This is a genomic window from Methylobacterium fujisawaense (assembly GCF_014138435.1).
GTDB classification, from domain to species: Bacteria; Pseudomonadota; Alphaproteobacteria; order Rhizobiales; family Beijerinckiaceae; genus Methylobacterium; species Methylobacterium fujisawaense.
In genome coordinates, this window is the sequence record NZ_JACJIM010000003.1 from 1 (window position 1) to 18,589 (window position 18,589).

The 18,589-nt window shown below is 71.6% G+C and carries 21 protein-coding genes; 9 read left to right on the forward strand and 12 right to left on the reverse strand.

What is annotated here, in order from left to right:
• Window positions 1–219 precede the first annotated feature (219 nt).
• On the reverse strand, window positions 220–1,599 hold the full coding sequence (locus GGQ91_RS09095) for a transcription antitermination factor NusB (RefSeq protein WP_182591839.1): 1,380 nt from the start codon (window positions 1,597–1,599) through the stop codon (window positions 220–222).
• 56 nt (window positions 1,600–1,655) lie between these two features.
• On the opposite strand from GGQ91_RS09095, the gene GGQ91_RS09100 reads away from it, so the two are divergent.
• Complete coding sequence (locus GGQ91_RS09100) at window positions 1,656–1,907, forward strand: DUF1674 domain-containing protein (RefSeq protein ID WP_043345843.1); 252 nt, start codon at window positions 1,656–1,658, stop codon at window positions 1,905–1,907.
• A 33-nt stretch (window positions 1,908–1,940) separates the two neighbouring features.
• Here the strand turns inward: GGQ91_RS09100 and GGQ91_RS09105 are convergent, their stop codons facing one another.
• Window positions 1,941–2,954 carry a 2-keto-3-deoxygluconate permease gene (locus GGQ91_RS09105; protein WP_246410637.1) on the reverse strand — a complete coding sequence of 338 codons (1,014 nt, stop codon included), beginning with the start codon at window positions 2,952–2,954 and terminating at the stop codon, window positions 1,941–1,943.
• A gap of 216 nt (window positions 2,955–3,170) precedes the next feature.
• Between GGQ91_RS09105 and GGQ91_RS09110 the strand changes: the two genes are divergently transcribed.
• Window positions 3,171–3,479: a cupin domain-containing protein gene (locus GGQ91_RS09110; protein WP_043387678.1), complete on the forward strand. Its 309-nt coding sequence runs from the start codon at window positions 3,171–3,173 to the stop codon at window positions 3,477–3,479.
• Window positions 3,480–3,491: 12 nt separating this feature from the next.
• On the opposite strand, the gene GGQ91_RS09115 is transcribed toward GGQ91_RS09110, so the two are convergent.
• Together GGQ91_RS09115 and bluB are read right to left on the reverse strand one after the other, a co-directional pair.
• Window positions 3,492–4,001: a L,D-transpeptidase gene (locus GGQ91_RS09115; RefSeq protein WP_182591840.1), complete on the reverse strand. Its 510-nt coding sequence runs from the start codon at window positions 3,999–4,001 to the stop codon at window positions 3,492–3,494.
• Between the two features lie 174 nt (window positions 4,002–4,175).
• A complete protein-coding gene (gene bluB / locus GGQ91_RS09120; RefSeq protein WP_043355309.1) occupies window positions 4,176–4,814 on the reverse strand; it encodes a 5,6-dimethylbenzimidazole synthase in 639 nt (212 codons plus the stop codon).
• Between the two features lie 353 nt (window positions 4,815–5,167).
• Between bluB and GGQ91_RS09125 the strand changes: the two genes are divergently transcribed.
• The gene (locus GGQ91_RS09125; RefSeq protein WP_043355313.1) at window positions 5,168–5,542 is read left to right on the forward strand and encodes a DUF2794 domain-containing protein; all 375 of its coding nucleotides are present in this window, start codon (window positions 5,168–5,170) and stop codon (window positions 5,540–5,542) included.
• A gap of 38 nt (window positions 5,543–5,580) precedes the next feature.
• Here GGQ91_RS09125 and GGQ91_RS09130 read toward each other — a convergent pair whose 3' ends face one another.
• The 3 genes from GGQ91_RS09130 to GGQ91_RS09140 form a co-directional block, all read right to left on the reverse strand.
• Window positions 5,581–6,483, reverse strand: a complete 903-nt coding sequence (locus tag GGQ91_RS09130) for a dihydrodipicolinate synthase family protein (protein ID WP_182591841.1) — start codon at window positions 6,481–6,483, stop codon at window positions 5,581–5,583.
• Window positions 6,484–6,578: 95 nt separating this feature from the next.
• Window positions 6,579–7,349: a Bax inhibitor-1/YccA family protein gene (locus tag GGQ91_RS09135; RefSeq protein WP_043355307.1), complete on the reverse strand. Its 771-nt coding sequence runs from the start codon at window positions 7,347–7,349 to the stop codon at window positions 6,579–6,581.
• A 376-nt stretch (window positions 7,350–7,725) separates the two neighbouring features.
• Window positions 7,726–8,313, reverse strand: coding sequence for a PAS domain-containing protein (locus tag GGQ91_RS09140; protein ID WP_043355306.1), 588 nt, complete (start codon window positions 8,311–8,313; stop codon window positions 7,726–7,728).
• Between the two features lie 111 nt (window positions 8,314–8,424).
• Here GGQ91_RS09140 and GGQ91_RS09145 point away from each other — a divergent pair, with 111 nt between their 5' ends.
• Both GGQ91_RS09145 and GGQ91_RS09150 read left to right on the forward strand, forming a co-directional pair.
• A complete protein-coding gene (locus GGQ91_RS09145; RefSeq protein WP_236952873.1) occupies window positions 8,425–8,757 on the forward strand; it encodes a KH domain-containing protein in 333 nt (110 codons plus the stop codon).
• Window positions 8,758–8,792: 35 nt separating this feature from the next.
• Window positions 8,793–9,272, forward strand: coding sequence for a hypothetical protein (locus GGQ91_RS09150; RefSeq protein ID WP_182591842.1), 480 nt, complete (start codon window positions 8,793–8,795; stop codon window positions 9,270–9,272).
• A 57-nt stretch (window positions 9,273–9,329) separates the two neighbouring features.
• On the opposite strand, the gene GGQ91_RS09155 is transcribed toward GGQ91_RS09150, so the two are convergent.
• Entirely contained in the window at window positions 9,330–11,906 is a 2,577-nt protein-coding gene (locus tag GGQ91_RS09155) for an ABC transporter permease (RefSeq protein ID WP_182591843.1), read from the reverse strand.
• Window positions 11,906–12,607: an ABC transporter ATP-binding protein gene (locus GGQ91_RS09160; protein ID WP_374701379.1), complete on the reverse strand. Its 702-nt coding sequence runs from the start codon at window positions 12,605–12,607 to the stop codon at window positions 11,906–11,908. The genes GGQ91_RS09155 and GGQ91_RS09160 overlap by 1 nt, the downstream gene beginning before the upstream one ends.
• Window positions 12,608–12,700: 93 nt before the next feature.
• On the opposite strand from GGQ91_RS09160, the gene GGQ91_RS09165 reads away from it, so the two are divergent.
• Window positions 12,701–13,396 carry an arylesterase gene (locus GGQ91_RS09165; RefSeq protein ID WP_436266875.1) on the forward strand — a complete coding sequence of 232 codons (696 nt, stop codon included), beginning with the start codon at window positions 12,701–12,703 and terminating at the stop codon, window positions 13,394–13,396.
• A complete protein-coding gene (thpR, locus tag GGQ91_RS09170) occupies window positions 13,396–13,935 on the forward strand; it encodes an RNA 2',3'-cyclic phosphodiesterase (protein ID WP_053610801.1) in 540 nt (179 codons plus the stop codon). Before GGQ91_RS09165 ends, thpR begins: the two co-directional genes overlap by 1 nt.
• A gap of 109 nt (window positions 13,936–14,044) precedes the next feature.
• Here the strand turns inward: thpR and coaA are convergent, their stop codons facing one another.
• From coaA to GGQ91_RS09185, 3 genes are all read right to left on the reverse strand, one after another.
• Window positions 14,045–15,034, reverse strand: a complete 990-nt coding sequence (coaA, locus tag GGQ91_RS09175) for a type I pantothenate kinase (RefSeq protein WP_043356784.1) — start codon at window positions 15,032–15,034, stop codon at window positions 14,045–14,047.
• Window positions 15,031–15,354 (reverse strand): phosphoribosyl-ATP diphosphatase, encoded by a 324-nt coding sequence (locus tag GGQ91_RS09180; protein WP_043356782.1) that lies wholly within the window; start codon window positions 15,352–15,354, stop codon window positions 15,031–15,033. Before GGQ91_RS09180 ends, coaA begins: the two co-directional genes overlap by 4 nt.
• 124 nt (window positions 15,355–15,478) lie before the next feature.
• Window positions 15,479–16,426 carry an aspartate carbamoyltransferase catalytic subunit gene (locus tag GGQ91_RS09185; protein ID WP_043356791.1) on the reverse strand — a complete coding sequence of 316 codons (948 nt, stop codon included), beginning with the start codon at window positions 16,424–16,426 and terminating at the stop codon, window positions 15,479–15,481.
• Between the two features lie 357 nt (window positions 16,427–16,783).
• Here GGQ91_RS09185 and GGQ91_RS09190 point away from each other — a divergent pair, with 357 nt between their 5' ends.
• Both GGQ91_RS09190 and GGQ91_RS09195 read left to right on the forward strand, forming a co-directional pair.
• Entirely contained in the window at window positions 16,784–17,644 is an 861-nt protein-coding gene (locus GGQ91_RS09190; RefSeq protein ID WP_043387667.1) for a cytochrome b/b6 domain-containing protein, read from the forward strand.
• Entirely contained in the window at window positions 17,641–18,588 is a 948-nt protein-coding gene (locus tag GGQ91_RS09195) for a molybdopterin-dependent oxidoreductase (RefSeq protein ID WP_043387666.1), read from the forward strand. The genes GGQ91_RS09190 and GGQ91_RS09195 overlap by 4 nt, the downstream gene beginning before the upstream one ends.
• Window position 18,589: the final 1 nt, after the last annotated feature.

Sequence of the window (18,589 nt, forward strand, 5' to 3'; positions counted from 1 at the left end):
GCCACCGGGCGGGCCCCCGAAGGACGCCCCGGGATCGCTCCCGGGCCGCCGCGGACAGGTGCGGTCAGGAAGCACAAAATAGGAACATTGTCAAGGTGCGGGCGGCGTGACGCACGCTGCCGCGCGCCATTTCTCCCTGTCCGCCCGCGGCACTCCGGAAGGACGGGCGGCTGGACCGGACCGCCGGTCCACCTCCGGAGATCCGGCCTGCGTACCCGATCAATCCGCCCGTCGGAGCCGGCTCGCGAAGAAGCCGTCGAGGCCTCCGCGGGCGTTCGGCACCTCCGCCAGGTGGCACGGCAGGGTGCGCAGGTCGCCGTTGCCGTCGATCAGAGCCGCGGCGCCACCGACCTCCTCGGGCCGGACCGGCACCCGCGTGAACCGGGAGTCGCGGGCCAGGAAGGCCGCGATCTGCGCCTCGCCCTCCTCCGGCTCCAGCGAGCAGGTGCAGTAGACGAGAAGCCCGCCCGGCCGCACCAGCCCGGCCGCGTGGTCGAGGAGCCTGGCCTGGAGCGCGGCGAGTCGCCCGATATCGGCCTCCACCTTGGTCCAGGCCACGTCGGGGTGGCGCCGGATCGTCCCGGTGGCCGAGCACGGCGCGTCGAGCAGGACCGCGTCGTGGTCCCGCGGCTCCAGGGTGAGGGCGTCGGCCACCACGATCTCGACCGCGAAGCCGAGCCGCGCGACGTTCTCGCGCAGGCGTTCCAGCCGCGGCGCGGACCGGTCGACGGCGGTGACCTGCGCGCCGGTGGCGGCGAGCTGCAGGGTCTTGCCGCCGGGCGCCGCGCAGAGGTCGAGGACGCGGGTTCCGGGCTGCGGCGCCAGGAGGCGGGCCGGGAGCGCCGCGGCGGCGTCCTGGACCCACCACGCCCCTTCCTGGAAGCCGGGGAGGTCGGGGATCGCCGGGCCGTTCTCCGGCAGGCGCAGGGAGCCGGTCGGCAGGGTCACGGCGCCGAGCCGCTCCGCCCAGTCGGCGGTGTCGCGCAGCGGGGTCAGGTCGATGGCGGCCCCGGCGAGATGGGCGCGGGCGATCGCCGCCGCGCGCTCGGGCCCGTAGGCCGCGACCCAGCGGCGGGCGAGCCAGTCCGGCGTGTTGACCGTCAGGGCGTCGGCGTCCGCGGCCAGGATCGCGTCGCGCTCCCGGGCGATCCGGCGCAGCACCGCGTTGACCAGCCCGGCGAGATGGGCCGTGCGGGTATCCCCCTTGGCGAGCCGCACCGCGAGGTCGACGGCGGCGTGGTCGGGGACCGCGAGGTCGAGGAGCTGGGCGGTCGCGGTGGCCAAAAGGGCCGTGAGCTGCGGCTTGGCCGCGGGCAGCCCGCGCTCCAGCCGCGCGGCCAGGGCGGCGCGGATCAGCCCGTAGCGGCGGAAGGTCGCCACCGCGATGGCCCGCGCCAGCCCGGCATCGGCCGGCGCCAGCGCCTCAGCGCGGATCGCCTGGGCGAGGGCGTCGTCGAGGGCGGGGGGGCGCTCCTGGCCGATCAGGGCCGCGACCGCCTGCATCGCCGCGCGGCGCGCGCCCAGGCCCGCCGTATCCGGCCCGGTCTCGCCCGTCGAAGCTTCCTTCCGCGTGTTGCGGCCTGTGTCCCGCGATGCCACTTCTGCTCCAGATCCAACGTCTTCTGGGCCTACGCCCTCACACTCGAGCGAGCGCGATGCAAGAGCCGACCGCACAAGACCCGCACAGGCAGGATCCGGACGGACCGGAGGCCGGCGACGGCACGGCCCCGCCCCGCGCGCTCAGCCCGGCGGCGCAGCGCGCCCTGGCCGAGGCCGCCGAGCGCCGCGCGGCGATCGACGCCCGGGCCGCCGAGATCAGCGCCCGGCCCGAGCGCCAGGGGCGCGGCGGCCTGGAGCCGGTGCGCTACGACGACTGGGAGGTGAAGGGCCTCGCGGTCGACTTCTAAGGACGGCGCAGGGGCCGGCGCACCGGTCCGGCCCTATTCGGCCGGGACCGCCAGCGGCGGGCCGGCCTCGGTCCGGGCCTCCGCCGCACCCGCCCCGAACCGCCGGTACCAGAGCCCGGTCAGGATCGGCACGAGGATCGAGGTGACGATGATGCAGATCGTCACCAGCACGGTGGCGGTCTGCGCGGCCGGGGCGAAGTGCGGGGCGACGGCGGCGATCGCCAGCGGGTTGGCGGCGGCGGCCCCGGCCGTCGAGGAGGCCGCCAGCCTCGCCGTGCCGGTCCCGCCCCCGATCGCCCGGTCGGCCAGGATCAGCGGGATGCCGGTCAGGACGATCACCGCCAGCGCCAGCACGATGCCGAGCCCCGCGAGCGGCGAGAGCAGGTTGCTGAGGTCCACTGTGTTCCCCAGCGCGAAGGCGAAGAACGGGATCATCAGCTGGCCGCCCGGGGCGAACAGGGCCCGGAGCTTCGGGTCGAGGTTGCCGAGCGCGAAGCCGACGAGGAAGGGCAATACCGCGCCCGCGAAGATCTGCGGCTCGAAATGCGCCGCCCCGGAAGCCCCGAGGATGATCATGCTCATCAGCGGGCCGGATTCGATCGACGTGAGGATGAAGGCGCCGGCCTCCTCGCGGCTGCCGTAGGTCTGCATCAGCGAGGCGTAGAGGCCGCCATTGGTCATATCCATCGCGCAGACGATCGCCAGGATCGACAGGCCGGCGAAGAAGCCGGTCTGGATCCCCTCGGGCGGGATGAACAGCCCGGCCACCAGCACGATCGCCCAGGCGGCGACCAGCTTGGTCGCCACCAGCGTGCCGGACTTGCGCAGCACCGTCCCGGTCGCCCTCAGGCTGACCGAGGCGCCCATGCAGAAGAACCAGACCGCCAGGATCGGGGTCACGCCGGTCATGATCCCCTGCGTGAAGCCCTTGAAATAGGCCGGGGACCCCGGCGCGAAGGTCCTGCACAGGGCTCCGAGCAGCAGCGGCACCAGCATCAGGCCGCCGGGAATCCTGTCGATCGCCGCCTTGATCTGCATGGCGCGCATCCTCCCGATCCGGATCGCTCGCCGGCGCATCGGACCCGGGCGGGTTCGCGGGCGCCGCCCCGGTCCGCGCCTCTGTCGGGCGTCTGTCGAACCGGTGCGTCATCCTGTCGGGGCCCGGGGCGGGCCGTCAAGCGGCGCGCCGTCGGGCACGGAACGTCCGGCGCGGAACGTCGAGCCTCCGGGCCCGTTGAGCGGATTCACCCGGAGGAGGCGAGCATGGCGACAACGGTATCGGCGCGCAGCGCGGTCGCGGGACCGCACGGCGCGATCACCCTGGCCCGCGGCGAGCGGCTCGGGATGCGGATGTGGCGGGCGGAGGAGCCGAACGCCGACAAGCCGATGACCAAATCGGCCTACGAGACCGTCGGCTACGTGGTCAGCGGCCGGGCGGAACTCGTCCTGGAGGGCGAGACCCTCGCCCTCGCTCCGGGCGATTCCTACTGCGTGCCGGCGGGCGCCGCGCACACCTACCGGATCCTGGAGACGTTCACGGCCGTCGAGGCGACCGCGCCGCCGGCCGGCTGAGGCCCGCGGGCCTCAGTGGGTCATGTAGACCTGCGTGCCGACATCGACCCGCGCGTAGAGGTCGACCACGTCCTGATTGTACATCCGGATGCAGCCATAGGACGCGTAGGTGCCCACCGAACTCGGCCGGTTGGTGCCGTGGATCGCGTATTCGCCGCCCGCGAGGGTCATGGCCGCCGCACCCATCGGATTGTGCGGCGAGCCGCCCGCGATGAGGTTCGGCAGGCGCGGGTTGTCGCGCTTCACCTCCGCGGGGGGCGACCAGGCGGGGGCGACGTACTTGCCGTCGATCGGCTTCGTGCCGAACCACTGCTTGCCGGGCCGGCCCACCGCCACGGGGTAGCGGATCGCCGTGCCGTCGCCGTTCACGAGATAGAGCTTGCGCTGCGACACGCTGATCACCACCGAGCCCGGCGCGACACCGTTCTGGAACGGCACGACCTCGCGCGCCTGCGCCGTTTGAAGACAACCGGCCAGCATCGCGCCGGCCAAACCGAATACAGCCGCCACCTGACCCGACATCACTACGATCCTCGACAAGCAAGAGTTGACGCGGGCAAGTAATCCGCGGCCGAGCTTACCGTTCCAAGAATAGCTATGGTTGATGTGGGGTCAGCGTGCCGCATCCGTGAGGCACGGTAAAAGAGCAACCACGATCGACGGCGCGGGGGCGCGGCGGGGCCGCTCGGCCGCCCCTCAGCGCTCGTAGAGCGTGCTGCCCCGCTTGTCCTCGGGCTGCCAGCCGTGGCGCTCCAGCTCCGGGTCGAGATGCTCCTCCACCGGGTGTCCGACGCAGAGATAGGCCACGAGCCGCCACGTCTCCGGCACCGCCAGGATCGCCGAGACGGTCTGCGGCTCCAGGATCGAGACCCAGCCGACGCCGAGGCCGCGCGCCCGGGCGGCGAGCCAGAAGCACTGCACCGCCCCCACCACCGAATAGGCCAGGGTCTCCGGCATGCTGGCCCGTCCGAGCCCGAGGCCGGTCTCGGTCGCCGCGTCGCAGAAGACGGCCAGATGGACCGGCGCCTCCCGCAGGCCGGCGAGCTTGAGGCCGCGATACCGGGCGGCGCGGTCCGCATCGTAGCCTGCGGCCGCGGCGGCGTTGCAGCCGGAGAAGTTGTCCGACACCGCGCGGCGCCGCGCCGGATCCGAGACGCGCACGAACCGCCAGGGCCGGCTGTTGCCGACCGACGGCGCCCGGTGGGCCGCCGTCAGGCAGGTGCGCAGGCACGCCTCGTCCACCGGATCCGTCCGGAACCGGCGCACGTCGCGGCGCCACGCGAACAGCGCGTCGAGGTCGTGCAGGAAGGCGTCGTCGAAGGCGGGCGGGCCCATGATGTCGGTGGCATACCCGCTTCCCGGGCCCAACGGGAAACAGAAAAAAGGCCGCCCGGAGGGGCGGCCTGAAGTCTTGGGTCTCGAAACCTCGGAGTGCCGGATCCTGGGATCCCGAACGGCGGCCGATGGCTGGGGAGCTGGGTGTCGGGCGCCGGCCGGGCAGGACCCGGCGAGGTTCGACGTCTGTTGTCGCGCGGCAACGCGGCCTGCAAAAGGCGCGAATCTGGCCAAACCATGTTTTTTGTCGCTTGGGCGTGTCTCGCAGGTCACGGCGCGGGGCGGCCGTCACTCTTGCGGGCCGCTGCGGCGAAGCCCATCATCCGGCAAAGGAACGATGCACCGGAGTGGTGATGACCGAAAGGACGAGCGCCGGGCCGAGGCCCGACGAGGCGGCGGGGCATGTCATTCCCTTCCCCGCCCGCGCGGCTCCTCCACAGGTCGCCTTCAACCGGGATGAGCTGCGCACGATCTTCAACCTCTATGGCCGGCAGGTGGCCGCGGGCGAATGGCGCGACTACGCCCTCGACTTCCGCCGCGACAGGGCGGTGTTCTCAATCTACCGCCGCGCCTCCGAGATGCCGCTCTACCGGATCGAGAAGGATCCCAAGCTTGCCCGCCGCCAGGGGGCCTACGCGGTCATCGCCGCGAGCGGCCAGATCCTGAAGCGCGGCTCGGAACTCGCCCGGGTCATCGCCGTGCTGGAGCCGGCGCCCAAGGCGGTCTGACCGGCGGTCTGACCCCGCACGGCATCCCGCTCCGCCCGTCAGGACAGGGGCATCCGCCGGACGGTCGCGGCGATCTCGGCCACGACCTCCGGCGGCAGGGGACGGATCGGCCGCGGCGGCTCGGCGCGGCACAGCCCCATCAGATCGGCCAACGCGTAGACCACCCGCAGGCTGGAATGGGTCCGGAACAGCGTCCAGAGCGGCTCCAGTTCCGCGTTCAGGGTGCGCGCCCGGTCCGTGTCGCCGGCCTCCACGGCCCGGACGATCGCGCGGCAGGTCCGGGGGAACAGGCCGCCCGCCACGCTGTACCATGCCGCGCCGCCGGCGATCAGCGCCTCGATCGCGTTCCAGTCGCCGCTGAAGCCGATGGGGAAGCCCGCCGGGACCGCCGCCTGCAGGGCGGCGACACCGGCCGCGGCGTCGGCCGGGGCCGGCGCGGCGCATTTGGCGGCCACGATCCCGGGACGGCGGGCGAGCCGGCCGATCAGCGCCGGCGTGAAGCGGAAATGCGTGGTCGCGGGGTTGTCGTAGAGGACGAGGGGTAATCCGCCCGCCTCCGCCACGGCTGCGAAGTGCGCCTCGACCTCGGCCTCGGTCAGCGGCGTGTAGGAGACGGGGGCGAGCAGCCCCGCATCCGCGCCGGCCGCCCGTGCGTCCTGCGCGAGGCGGATGGCCTCGTCGGTGCGCAGGGCGCCGATGCCGACCAGGAGCGGTACCCGGCCGCCCACAGCCTCGCGGGCGATCGCCACCGCCCGGCGGCGCTCGTCGCGGCTCAGATACGCGTAGGTCCCGGTGCTGCCGAGCAGGCCGATCGAATCGACCCCGGCGGCCACGAGGGGCTCCAGCAGGCGTTGCAGGGCTCCGGCATCGACCCGACCGTCGGCGTCGCTCGGGGTGATCGGGAAGGCAGAGAGGCCGGAAAGGCCGGAGAGCGCGGGCATGGCCCGAGCTTAGCGCATCCGGTCGGTGCGGCGAGACAAAAAGAAACCCCGGCGGTTGCCCGCCGGGGTTTCTCTCAACGATCGGTTCTTGCGGCTTAGCGGCGGTCGCCGATCAGGCTCAGCAGGAACTGGAACATGTTGATGAAGTCGAGATAGAGGGTCAGGGCGCCGTTCACCGACATCTTGGCCGCCATCTCACCGTCGAAGCCGCCGTAGAGATACATCTCCTTGAGCTTCTGCGTGTCGTAGGCGGTCAGCCCCGCGAAGATCAGCACGCCCAGCACCGAGATGGCAAACTGGAGGGCCGACGAGGCGAAGAAGATGTTCACCAGCGACGCGAGGATGATGCCGATCAGGCCCATCATCAGGAACGAGCCCATGCCCGAGAGGCTACGCTTCGTGGTGTAGCCCCAGAGGCTGAGCGAGCCGAAGGCCGCCGCCGTGATGAAGAACACCTGGACCACGCTGCCACCGGTGAAGACCAGCAGGAGCGAAGACATCGAGGCGCCCATCACCGCCGCGAAGGCGAAGAACATCGTCCGCGCGGAAGAGGCCGACATCCGGTCCATCCGCATGGAGAAGACGAAGATGAACGCCAGCGGGGCGAGCATCAGGACCCACTTCAGCGGGCTGAGATAGAGGGTCTGACCGAACGGGGTCAGGATCGGGCGGGTGCCCTGGTAGGCCGCCACGGAGGCCATGTTCAGGCCGAGCGCGACGAGACCCGAGATGCCAAGCCCGACGACCATGTTGTTGTAGACGCCGAGCATGAAGGTGCGCAGGCCCTGGTCGACTTCGACCTGGGTGCCGGCGTAGCCGGTCGGCTGCTGGGCGCCGTACCGGAAGGGGCTATTCTCGAATGCCATGGGAGTTTCCTTGCGGAGGCTCTCTCAGCGTGGTGTTCGGGCGAGGCCCACGCAGGACCTCTGGCGCCAGGCTGGCGCCTCGCTCAGGAATATGTTGCGCCCGCGTCCTGGACACAAGTCCCCGGCCACGGTTGCGGCCCGGGTTTTCCGTGTCCGGAGGATGTATTTTTGTCCATCCGGGCAGGGATTAAAATGCATTTCCTGCTGCAAAGCGTGTCTTTCGACTGACGGTTGCCGGGATGCAGGTGTTTCGATAGCCGTGCGAGCAGTCTTAACGGTTTCCTGATGCCACCCGCGGCGGCGCCCGCGCCGGTTTGTCCGGCGCAGGCCAGCCGCCACCCGTCCGCAGGGTTCCGGCGGACCGGGCGTCCAGGGCTCAGTGCGCGGCCCTGCGGGCGAAGGCGCGGCCCAGGCTCAGCAGCATCAGCTCGGCGGCGACCTGCACCTCGGCCGGCATATCGTCGGTGAGCGTCTCCTTGAGCGCGATCGCCAGGTCGGCCGCGCGCTCCAGCGGGGCGCCCCCCGAAGGAGGCCTGCCCAGGACGTAGCGATCGCCGCCGTCCCGGATCTCCGTGATGTCCATCAGGATCCCGTGCGAGCGGACCGGCTGGCCGGCCGCGTCCCGATGCGTCCGTCCGCGGCTGAGGAGCCATCGCACCGAGCCGTCCGTCTTGAAGACGCGGTACTCGGCCAGCACCAGTCCACCGGACCGGACGGCCCGGAGCATGTGGTCCATCAGCCAGGTCATGTCCTGCGGATGCACCGCGGCCAGTGCCATCGGTCCGCTGATCGGGCGATTGGCGAGGTCGGGGGTGCCGGTCAGCAACATGGCCGCGCCCTCATCGTAGACGACACGGCCGCCGACATGGTCCCATTCCCAGGCACCCACGACGCACGAGGCTTCGAGGGCGGCACGGAGACGCTCCGTATCCTCCCCGTAGCCATCGATGACGGTAATGCCCATGACGGTTGGTCCTCTGGTCGGCCGGAGCCCGAACGTCTTTCTCCGTACCAATATATCACACAAATGACAAAGAGTTCACTTGCGGATAAAGTTGCGGTCGGGCACTCCGCGGTGCTGTGGGTCGATTTGCGCCTTCCTGGAGATGTTCGAGGGTCGGTCATGGATGAGAACGGGCTCGAACGTCTGCGCATGATTGCCGGCGCGAAAGCGGACACTGCGTCGTCCCAAGCCCTCATTCGAATCGCGCAGTCCCTCGATCTTCCGATCGAGGCGTTCTACCAGCCGGATCGGTGCGGCCCCGCCACGCGGCCGGCGATCGATTGGGAGACGGAGCGGCTCCTGGCTCTGGTGAAGGTCCATTTCCGCCAGCTCGATCCGGCGGCGCGCCGACGCTTCGGCGAGGCGGTCCTCGGGATGGTCGGCTCGGAACCGGCCGAGGGCTGACGCCGCCGGCGGCAAAGGCTGGAGACCCCGGAAACATGGCGACGCGGGCGACGGCGAAGCCGGACGATTGGAAGCGCCTGCCCTTCGCGGCGATGTCCCCGATCCCCTATCGCGCGGCCTTCGACCCCGCCCAATTCGCGGAGCTGGCGAAGGGGCTGCGTCCGGAGGTGATGGAAGACAAGTGGTTCATCTATCTCGACGGACTCGATCTCTACTTCCACCGGAGCTGGACCGGCCACGGCGTCTACCGGGTCGGATTTGAGCGGCACGGCGAGACATACCGCGTCGTGTCGGCCCTGTGCGCGAAGCCGATGCTCGCGACGCACGGAGCCGAGTATCAGGCGCGGTGTCTCGATTTCCTGGTCGAGAACCTCCTGCTCGGCGGCTCCAAGCCGTTCCCCCGGCCTGCGGACGTCGCGGAGAGTGCGCCCGGGGCGTTCCAGCACGGCTTTTCGGGAAGCGGCTATCGCGAGGTGCCCGTCGTGCGACGGCCCTGGTGGACATTCTGGCGCTGACGGCGGCCCGTCGGGTCTGAGCGCCCGGGCGGTCCTCCCGGGACCGGGAGGCGCTCCTCAGATCTGCCGCAGATACGGCGCCGGCTTCTGCCCCAGGATCCGCCAAGTGCCGGCGAGCCCGAGGAGGATCGCCAGCGCGACGGCGGCCGTCGCCGCCACCAGCGCGCCCGACAGGTCGAGGCGGAAGTCGAGGTGCATGACCTTGGCGACGATCACCCACCCTGCGAGCGTCCCGGCCATGAGGCCGAACAGGGCCGTGGCGAGGCCCAGGGCGGCGTATTCGAGGGCGTAGGCGGCGAGCAGCCGCGACCGGCGCGCGCCCAGCACCTTGAGCACCACGGCATCGTAGAGCCGCGCCCGGTGCCCGGCCGCGATGGCGCCGGCCAGAACGAACAGGCTCGCCAGGACCGCCACCGCGCTCGCCCCCCGGATCGCCAGGACCAGCCGGCCGACGAGGTCGCCGATCGCGTCCAGCGCGTCCTTGACCCGCACGGCGCTCACCGACGGGAAGGTCTTGGCGACGTCGCGCAGGATGTGGTTCTCGGCGGCCGCGTCGGTGCCGCCCGGTAGCGTCAGCGTGGCGAGGTCGGAATGCGGCGCGCCGCGGAAGGTCCCCGGCGAGAACACCATCACGAAGTTGATGCCGAGATTGCGCCACTCCACCCGGCGCAGGTTGAAGATCGTCGCGGTGAGGTCGTGGCCGAGCACGTTCACCGTCACGGTGTCGCCGAGCTTGAGGCCGAGCTGGCGGGCGAGGTCGGCCTCGAAGGAGACCAGCGGCTTGGCGCCCTGCTCGGCGCTCCACCACGCGCCTTCGGTGAGGCTCGAGCCCTCCGGCACCGTGTCGGCGTAGGTGATGCCCCGGTCGCCGTCGAGCACCCAGGCGGCGTCCTCCGGGGGCCGGATCTTGCTGGCCGGCACGCCGTTCAGGGCGACGATCCGGCCGCGCATCATCGGCACGTCCTCGATCTTCCCGTTCGGGGCGGCGCGCGCCAGGAACTCGCGGAACTGGGCGGCGTCCCGCGAGGGGATGTCCAGGAAGAAGAGGTTCGGCGCGCGGGCCGGCAGGGTCGCGCTGATCGTCCGGCGGACATTGGCGTCGATCAGGCTGAGCGTCACGAGGAGCGTCACGCCGAGGCCCAGCGACAGGACGATGGCGGGCGTCAGGGCCCCCGGCCGGTGGAGGTTGGCGAGCGCCATCCGGGGCGCGGGCCAGCTTGGATGCGGCAGGCGGCGGGCGAGCGCCATCAGGCCGAGAGCCACCCCGTGCAGCAGGCCGAAGGCGATGGCGGCCGCCGCGATGAAGATCAGCGCCACACGCCGGTCAAAGGCGGTGACCACCGACAGGCCGACCAGCGCCGCGAGGCTCAGGCCCAACCAGATCCGGTAGCGCCAGCGCGGCCTCACCCGTGCGGGATCGACGGTGTCGCGGAACAGGCCGGAGACCGGCACGTCGTGGGCACGGCCGAGTGGGGTGATCGCGAAGGCGAAGGCGGTGAGGAGCCCGTAGGCGGCCGCGAGCGCGAGTTCGCCCGGGGCGAGCGTCGGGTTCAGGGGCAGCGGCAGGTCGGCGGAGAACAGCGCGTCGAGGAGGAAGGGCAGGCTCGCGCCGATCGCGAGCCCGATCAGGGTGCCGATCCCGGCGATCAGCATCACCTGCGTCAGGTACAGAGCGACCACCTGCGAGCCGGGCGCGCCGACGCTCTTGAGGGTCGCGATCGAGGCCCGCTTGCGCTCCACGAAGGCGTGGACGGCATTGCCGACGCCGACGCCGCCGACGATCAGCGCGGTGAGCCCGACCAGGGTCAGGAACTGCGTGAAGCGCTCGATGCTCTTGGCGAAGCGCGGGTCGGCGTTGCTGCGCGAGCGGACCTCCCAGCCCGCCTCCGGCGTCGCGGCACGGATCCGGGCCTGCGCGGCGTCGAGATCGGCATCCGGCGTGCCCGGCGGCAGGAGGATCCGGTAGCTCCAGCGGTTGAGGCTGCCGGGCTGGACGAGACCGGTGGCGCGCAGCGTCGGCTCGGAGATCATCAGCCGCGGCCCGAAGCCGATGCCGCCGGCGATCTTGTCGGGCTCGGACACGATGGTGCCGCGGATCGCCACCTTGTGCCCGGCCAGCGCGATCCGGTCCCCGACCTTGACGTCGAGGCGCGTGAGCAGGGCCGGGTCGGCGAGCGCCCCCGGCACCCCGTCCCGTTCGGCCAGCCGGTCGGCGAGGCGGCCCGGCGGGTCGGTGGCGAGGTCGCCCGCCGCCGGATAGGTGGCCGGGTCGACGGCCTTCAGCTCGACGAGGGCCGCGTCGCCGCTCTCCGCCACCGCCATGGCCCGCAGGGAGGCGACGCTATCGAGCCGGCCTTCCCGCGCCAGGGCCTGCCGCTCGGCCTCGGTGGCCTCGCGGTTGATCAGGTTGTAGGCGAGGTCGCCGCCGAGGATCCGCCGCCCCTCCCGGCCGAGCCCGTCCGAGAGCGAGCGCGAGATCGACGCCACGCCCGCGATCGCCGCGACGCCCAGCGCGATGCAGGCGAGGAACACCGCGAAGCCCGTGAGGCCGGCGCGCAGTTCGCGGAGCGCCAGCCGCAGGATGAGCGGGAGGCGGCGGGGGCCGGGGTCCGGTCGGGTGATCGTGCCGTGCATCAGGCGGTCACCGCTTCCTCGATCCGGCCCGAGCGCAGGCGCACCGTGCGGTCGCACAGGCGGGCGAGGCCGTTGTCGTGGGTGACGAGCACCAGGGTCGCGCCGCGGTCGCGCTTCAGCCGGAACAGGAGATCGACGATCTGCCGGCCGGTGGCCTCGTCGAGGTTGCCGGTGGGCTCGTCGGCGACCAGGATCGCCGGGTCGGGGGCGACCGCCCGGGCGATGGCGACGCGCTGCTGCTCGCCCCCCGAGAGTTGCGCCGGGTAATGGTGCAGCCGGTGCCCGAGGCCCACCGCCTCCAGCTCGGCGCGGGCCCGCTCGTGGGCGCCGGGCCGGTCGGCGAGTTCCAGCGGCAGCGCCACGTTCTCCAGCGCCGTCATGGTCGGCACGAGGTGGAAGGCCTGGAACACGATGCCGATGCGCCGGCCCCGGAAGCGGGCGAGCGCGTCCTCGTCGAGGCGGACGAGATCGGTCTCCTCGATGACCACGCCGCCGGAATCGGGCCGCTCCAGCCCGGCCATGACCATCAGAAGCGTCGACTTGCCGGAGCCGGACGGACCGACGAGCCCCACAGCCTCGCCGCGGTCGACGGTGAGCGAGATGCCGCGGAGGATGTGGACCCGGGCGGCGCCGCGGCCGAGGCTGAGATCGATGTTCGACAGCGCGATCGCCGGATCGCGCAGCACCTTGCCTTGGCTCACGGGCGAGCCGATCTGTGGGCGATGACGAGCATGGCGCGCGAGGTCCTCGGTTGGCTGCGAACTTGGCTGCACGGGCCGCGGGGGCACCGCGATATGGGATCCGCATTGGGGCCGCGCCATGACGGCGGCGCTGTGTTCCGGCGCACGGCCCTGTTTGCCGCAGCGCTAGCCGTCCTCATGGTCCCTTTCATGACGGCACCGCAGGCCGCGCCGAACGGCCCGGTCAAGCTCGTCGCCCTGGGCGACAGCCTGACCGCCGGTTACCGGCTGCCCGCCGATGCCGCCTTCCCCACCGTCCTGGAGCGGCTGCTCAAGGCCAAGGGCGAAGACGTGACCGTGTCCAATGCCGGCGTCTCCGGCGACACCGCCACCGGTGGCCTCGACCGGGTCGACTGGTCGGTGCCCGACGGGACCGCGGGCGTGATCCTCGAACTCGGCGCCAACGACATGCTCCGCGGCACCGACCCGAAGGTGACCGAGGGGGCGCTGTCGGCGATCATCGAGCGGCTGAAGGCCCGGGGCATCCCGGTCCTGCTGGCCGGCATGCAGGCGGCACCCAATCTCGGGCCGGACTACAAGGCGCGGTTCGACGCGATCTTTCCGGCCCTCGCCAAGCGCTACGGGCTGACCCTCTACCCGTTCTTCCTCGACGGGATCGTGGGCGACCGGGCGCAGCACCTCGATGACATGATCCACCCGAACCGGCAGGGCGTCGAGACCATCGCGGCGCGCATGCTGCCGACGGTCGATTCGTTCCTGGACCGGATCCGCCAGGCGCCGGTCCGCTGATGCCGCGCCTGTTCACAGGGCTCGCCGTGCCGCCGGCGGTTGCCGACGCCCTCAAGGGCTTCCAGGGCGGGCTGCCCGGCGCCCGCTGGATCGAGCCCGGCGACTTTCACGTCACCCTGCGCTTCCTCGGGGATGTCGAGGTCACCGTCGCCGACGATGTCGTGGAGGCGCTGGCCGAGATGCGGGTACGCCCGCCCCTGACGGTGACCCTCGACGGCCTCGGCATCTTCGGCGGCGACAAACCGCGGGCGCTCTACGCGGCGGTGGTGGCCGATCCGGCGCTGACGGATCTCCAGGCCGAGCAGGAGCGGCTGGTGCGCCGCGCCGGGGTCGAGCCGGAACGGCGGAAGTTCACCCCGCATGTCACCCTGGCCCGGCTGCGCCGCGACGCCACGCCGGAGGCGACGGCGATGTACCTGTCGCAGGCGCCGGTCTTCGCGCCGCTGGCCTTCGCGGTTGACCGGGTGACGCTGTTCTCGGCGCGGGACTCGACCGGGGGTGGGCCGTATGTGGCGGAGGCGGACTTTCCGTTCGCGTGAGGCGTTCGCTTCAGGCCTCTCCTCGTCCAGAGGGCTCTGTGGGCCCGGAAGACCTCCTTCGAGGCCCGCTTCGCGGTCACCTCAGGATCAGCTGGAGGGTTGGACCGACCTACAGCCGCCGCAGCGCCACGCTCTCGATCCGGTGGCTCGCGCCCTTGGTGAGGATCAGGCTCGCCCGCTGCCGCGTGGGCACGATGTTCTCGCGCAGGTTCGGCAGGTTGATCGTGGTCCAGAGCCGGTCGGCGATGTCGAGCGCCTCGGTTTCCGGGATCTCGGCGTATTTCCGGAAGTAGGAGCGCGGGTCGCGGAAGGCGGTCTGGCGCAGCTTCATGAAGCGGGTGACGTACCAGCGGTGCAGGTCGTCCTCGTGGCCGTCGAGATAGATCGAGAAGTCGAAGAAGTCGGACACGAACGGGATCGCGGTGCCGTCCCGCGGCAGGCGGGCGGGCTGGAGCACGTTCAGGCCCTCGACGATCAGGATGTCGGGGCTCTCCACCACCCGCTCCTCCCCGGGCACCCGGTCGTAGACGAGGTGCGAGTAGAGCGGCGCGGTCACGCGCTTGTGGCCGGCCTTCACGTCGTGGAGGAAGCGCAGCAGCGCGGCGGTGTCGTAGCTTTCGGGAAAGCCCTTGCGCTCCATCAGGCCGTTGGCGGCGAGTTCGGCGTTGGGCAGCAGGAACCCGTCGGTGGTGACGAGGTCGACCTTCGGCGTGTTGGGCCAGCGCGCCAGCAGCGCTGTCAGGATGCGGGCCGTGGTGGACTTGCCCACCGCCACCGAGCCCGCGAGCCCGATGATGTAAGGCGCCTTGGTCTCGCGCTCGGCCATCAGGAAGCGCTGCGTCGCCTTGAACAGCCCCTGCGTCGCCGCGACGTAGAGGGCCAGCAGGCGCGACAGCGGCAGGTAGATCGCCACCACCTCCTCGACCGAGATCGGATCGTTGATCGATTGCAGCCGCTCCAGATCCTCCTGGTTGAGGGTGAGCGGCGTGTCGGCGCGCAGCTGCGCCCATTCCTCCCGGCTGAAGCGGCGATAGGGCGAGAGCCGGTCCGACGCGTCGAGGATCGCCTCGACCGAGCCCGGCAGCGCGGCCGCGTTCACGCGTGGCGCCTCGCGGCCTTCTCGGCGATGCCGCTCTGGGCCGTCCGGCGCTCCAGCTCGGCCATCACCGCCTCGAGCTCCACGCCGCCGGCCCGGAGCAGCACGACGAGGTGATAGAGCACGTCGGCGGCCTCATTCCTCAGGCCGGTCTTGTCGCCCTGCACGGCCGCGATCGCCGCCTCGACCGCCTCCTCGCCGAGCTTCTTGGCCGCCTTGGCGGGGCCCTCGGACAGGAGCTTGGCCGTGTAGGAGGTGGCCGGATCGGTCCCGGCGCGGCTCGCCACGAGGGCGGCGAGGTCGGCGAGCGTGTAGGCGGTCATGAAGCGATCTGCATGTTGCGCCGGCCCCTTATACGGATCCGGGCCGGATTTCGGCAGGAAACTGCGCCACGACCGCCCTGCGAGCAAGCGGCGCGGGTGAAGGCGGATGGGCTTTGTCCGGGGCTCAGCCGTTCGGGAGATGCCGGGCGAGCGCTTCCAGCACCGCCATGCGCACGGCGACACCCATCTCCACCTGCTCGCGGATCAGCGACTGCGCCCCGTCGGCGACGTCCGAGGCGATCTCGACGCCGCGGTTCATCGGGCCCGGATGCATCACCAGGGCATCGGGCTTGGCGAGCGCCAGCTTCTCGGCGTCGAGGCCGAAATAGCGGAAATACTCCTTCACGGAGGGCACGAACGAACCGTTCATGCGCTCCCGCTGGAGGCGCAGCATCATCACGATGTCGCAGCCGACGAGACCCTTGCGCATGTCCGTGAAGGTCTCGACGCCGAAGCGCTCGATGCCGGCGGGCAGCAGCGTCGAGGGCGCGATCAGGCGGACCCGGGCACCCATGGCCTGGAGCAGGATGATGTTGGAGCGCGCCACCCGGGAGTGCAGGACGTCGCCGCAGATCGCCACCTGCAGGCCCTCGATCCGGCCCTTGTTGCGGCGGATGGTGAGCGCGTCGAGGAGCGCCTGGGTCGGGTGCTCGTGGGCGCCGTCGCCCGCGTTGACCACCGCGCAATCGACCTTCCGGGCGAGCAGGTGCACGGCGCCGGCCGATTCGTGGCGGACCACGATGATGTCGGGCCGCATGGCGTTCAGCGTCGCCGCGGTGTCGATCAGGGTCTCGCCCTTCTTCACCGAGGACGAGGCGACCGACATGTTCATCACGTCGGCGCCGAGCCGCTTGCCGGCGAGTTCGAAGGAGGATTGCGTCCGCGTCGAGGGCTCGAAGAACAGGTTGATCTGCGTGCGGCCCCGCAGGGTCGTGCGCTTCTTCTCAACCTGCCGCGAGAGGTCGACGGCGGATTCGGCGGCGTCGAGCAGCCCTTCGATGTCGGGCCGGGTCAGACCCTCGATGCCGAGGAGGTGCCGGTGCGGGAAGGCCGGGGGCGCGGGCGTCGTCATGATGAGGCCCGGGTGTAGGTGCGGCGCGCCGTCCCGGCAAGGCTGTCCGATGCATCCATCGCGCGCATCCATCGTGGTTCAGGCCGGGACGCGTCCTCCGGCGCACAGGGGCTGGCTCGGCGTGAGCTCCCGGCTGGCCCGTCCGCTCGGAAAGGGGACAGGCCGCGCTCCGCCCTCGGCCCCGTGCCTGGAGCCCCCGCAGCCCCTGCAGACCGCCGCCGCGCCGGGGAAGCCGGACGGCACCTGCGGCCTTTTTTCCGCCCGATGGTAACCGGTGCTCCTCGCGCCACGTATTGGCCCGAACGGTCGGGGTTCGGACGATCCCCGGCCCAGCGACGCCCAACCGGGACCCGATTCTTGGCCGCCTCCCCTGCTCTCCAAGCCCCCGAGACCGTCGACCGGCAGGGGCGCCGGTGGTTCTACCGCCATCCGCTGGTGATCCGTCTGGCGCACTGGATCAACGCCGCGGTGCTGCTCGTGCTGCTGATGAGCGGCCTCCAGATCTTCAACGCCCACCCCGCGCTCTACTGGGGCGCGGTCTCGACCTTCGACGACCCGGCGCTCGCCATCACGAGCGATCAGGGCCGCGACGGCAAGAGCCGCGGTGTGGTGACGGTCGGCACGCGGACCTTCGACACCACGGGCGTTCTCGGCCTGTCGCGTGAGGGCGGCACGGAGGTGGAGCGGGCCTTCCCGTCCTGGGCGACCCTGCCGGCCGACCAGGACCTCGCCACGGGCCGCCGCTGGCACTTCCTGTTCGCGTGGCTGCTGGTGATCAACGGCGCCGTCTATCTCACCTACGGCCTGTTCAGCGGCCAGCTCCGCCGTCGCCTGATTCCGGACGGGGACCAGATCCGCCACTTCGGGGCTTCCGTGAAGGAGCACCTGCTCCTGCGCTTCCCCGAGGGCACGGAGGCCAAGCGCTACAACGTCATCCAGAAGCTCACCTATCTCGTCCTGGTGCTGGGCCTTTTACCTGCGATGGTGCTCGCGGGACTCGCCATGTCGCCCGGGATGGATGCCGCCTGGCCCTGGCTCACCGAGCTGTTCGGGGGCCGGCAATCGGCGCGCAGCGTCCACTTCATCGCCGCCGGGCTCATCGTGCTGTTCGTGGTGGTCCACGTGCTGCTGGTGCTGGTCTCCGGCCTCGTCAACAACATGCGCGGCATGATCACCGGCTGGTTCAGCCTCGGCCGTGACCGGGAAGGTGCCCGATGATCCTCCACCGCCGCAACCTCCTCACCGCCGGCGCCGGCCTGATGGGCACCGCCCTGCTCGGCGGCTGCGACAGATTCGCCGGATCCGATGCGGGCCGGCAGACCCTCCAGGTCGGCGAGGACGCCAACCAGTACGTCCAGCGCCTGCTGATGTCGCCGACGACCCTGGCCCGGGAATTCCCGGCCGCGATGATCTCGCCCTGGTTCAAGCCGAACGGCACCATCGACCCGCCGGACCGCGCCTACCGGGCCCTCGCGGCCAAGAAGTTCGCCGAGTTCAAGCTCACGGTCGACGGGCTCGTCCAGACGCCGCTGTCGCTGAGCCTCGCGGACCTGCGCGCCCTGCCGTCGCGGACCCAGATCACCCGTCACGATTGCGTGGAGGGCTGGAGCTGCATCGGGCAATGGGCCGGCGTGCCGCTCGCCGAGGTGCTGAAGCGGGCCGGGCTGAAGCCGCAGGCGCGCTACGCGGTGTTCCACTGCGCCGACACGCTGGAATATGCCGGCGGCGGCCTCGAAGGCGGCGACGGCGCCTTCCTGGGGCGCCCCGGGCATCCGGGCGCGGTGCGCGACGCCTACATCCAGCTCGCCGCCGCCGAGGATTGGGGCGGCGCGCCCACCGCCACCGACGCGCCCAAGGACGATTGGGGCCAGGGCAGCCCGGCCGCGGAGCCCGAGGATAAGCGTACGCCGATCCGCTACTACGAGAGCATCGACCTCTACGACGCCTTCAACCCGCAGACGATCCTGGCCTACGACCTCAACGGCAAGCCGCTGCCCGTCTCCAACGGCGCGCCCCTGCGCCTGCGGGTCGAGCGCCAGCTCGGCTACAAGCAGGCCAAGTACGTGATGCGCGTCGAGATGGTGGAATCGCTCAACGGCATCGGCCAGGGCGGCGGTGGCTACTGGGAGGACCGCGGCTACGAATGGTACGCGGGGATCTGAG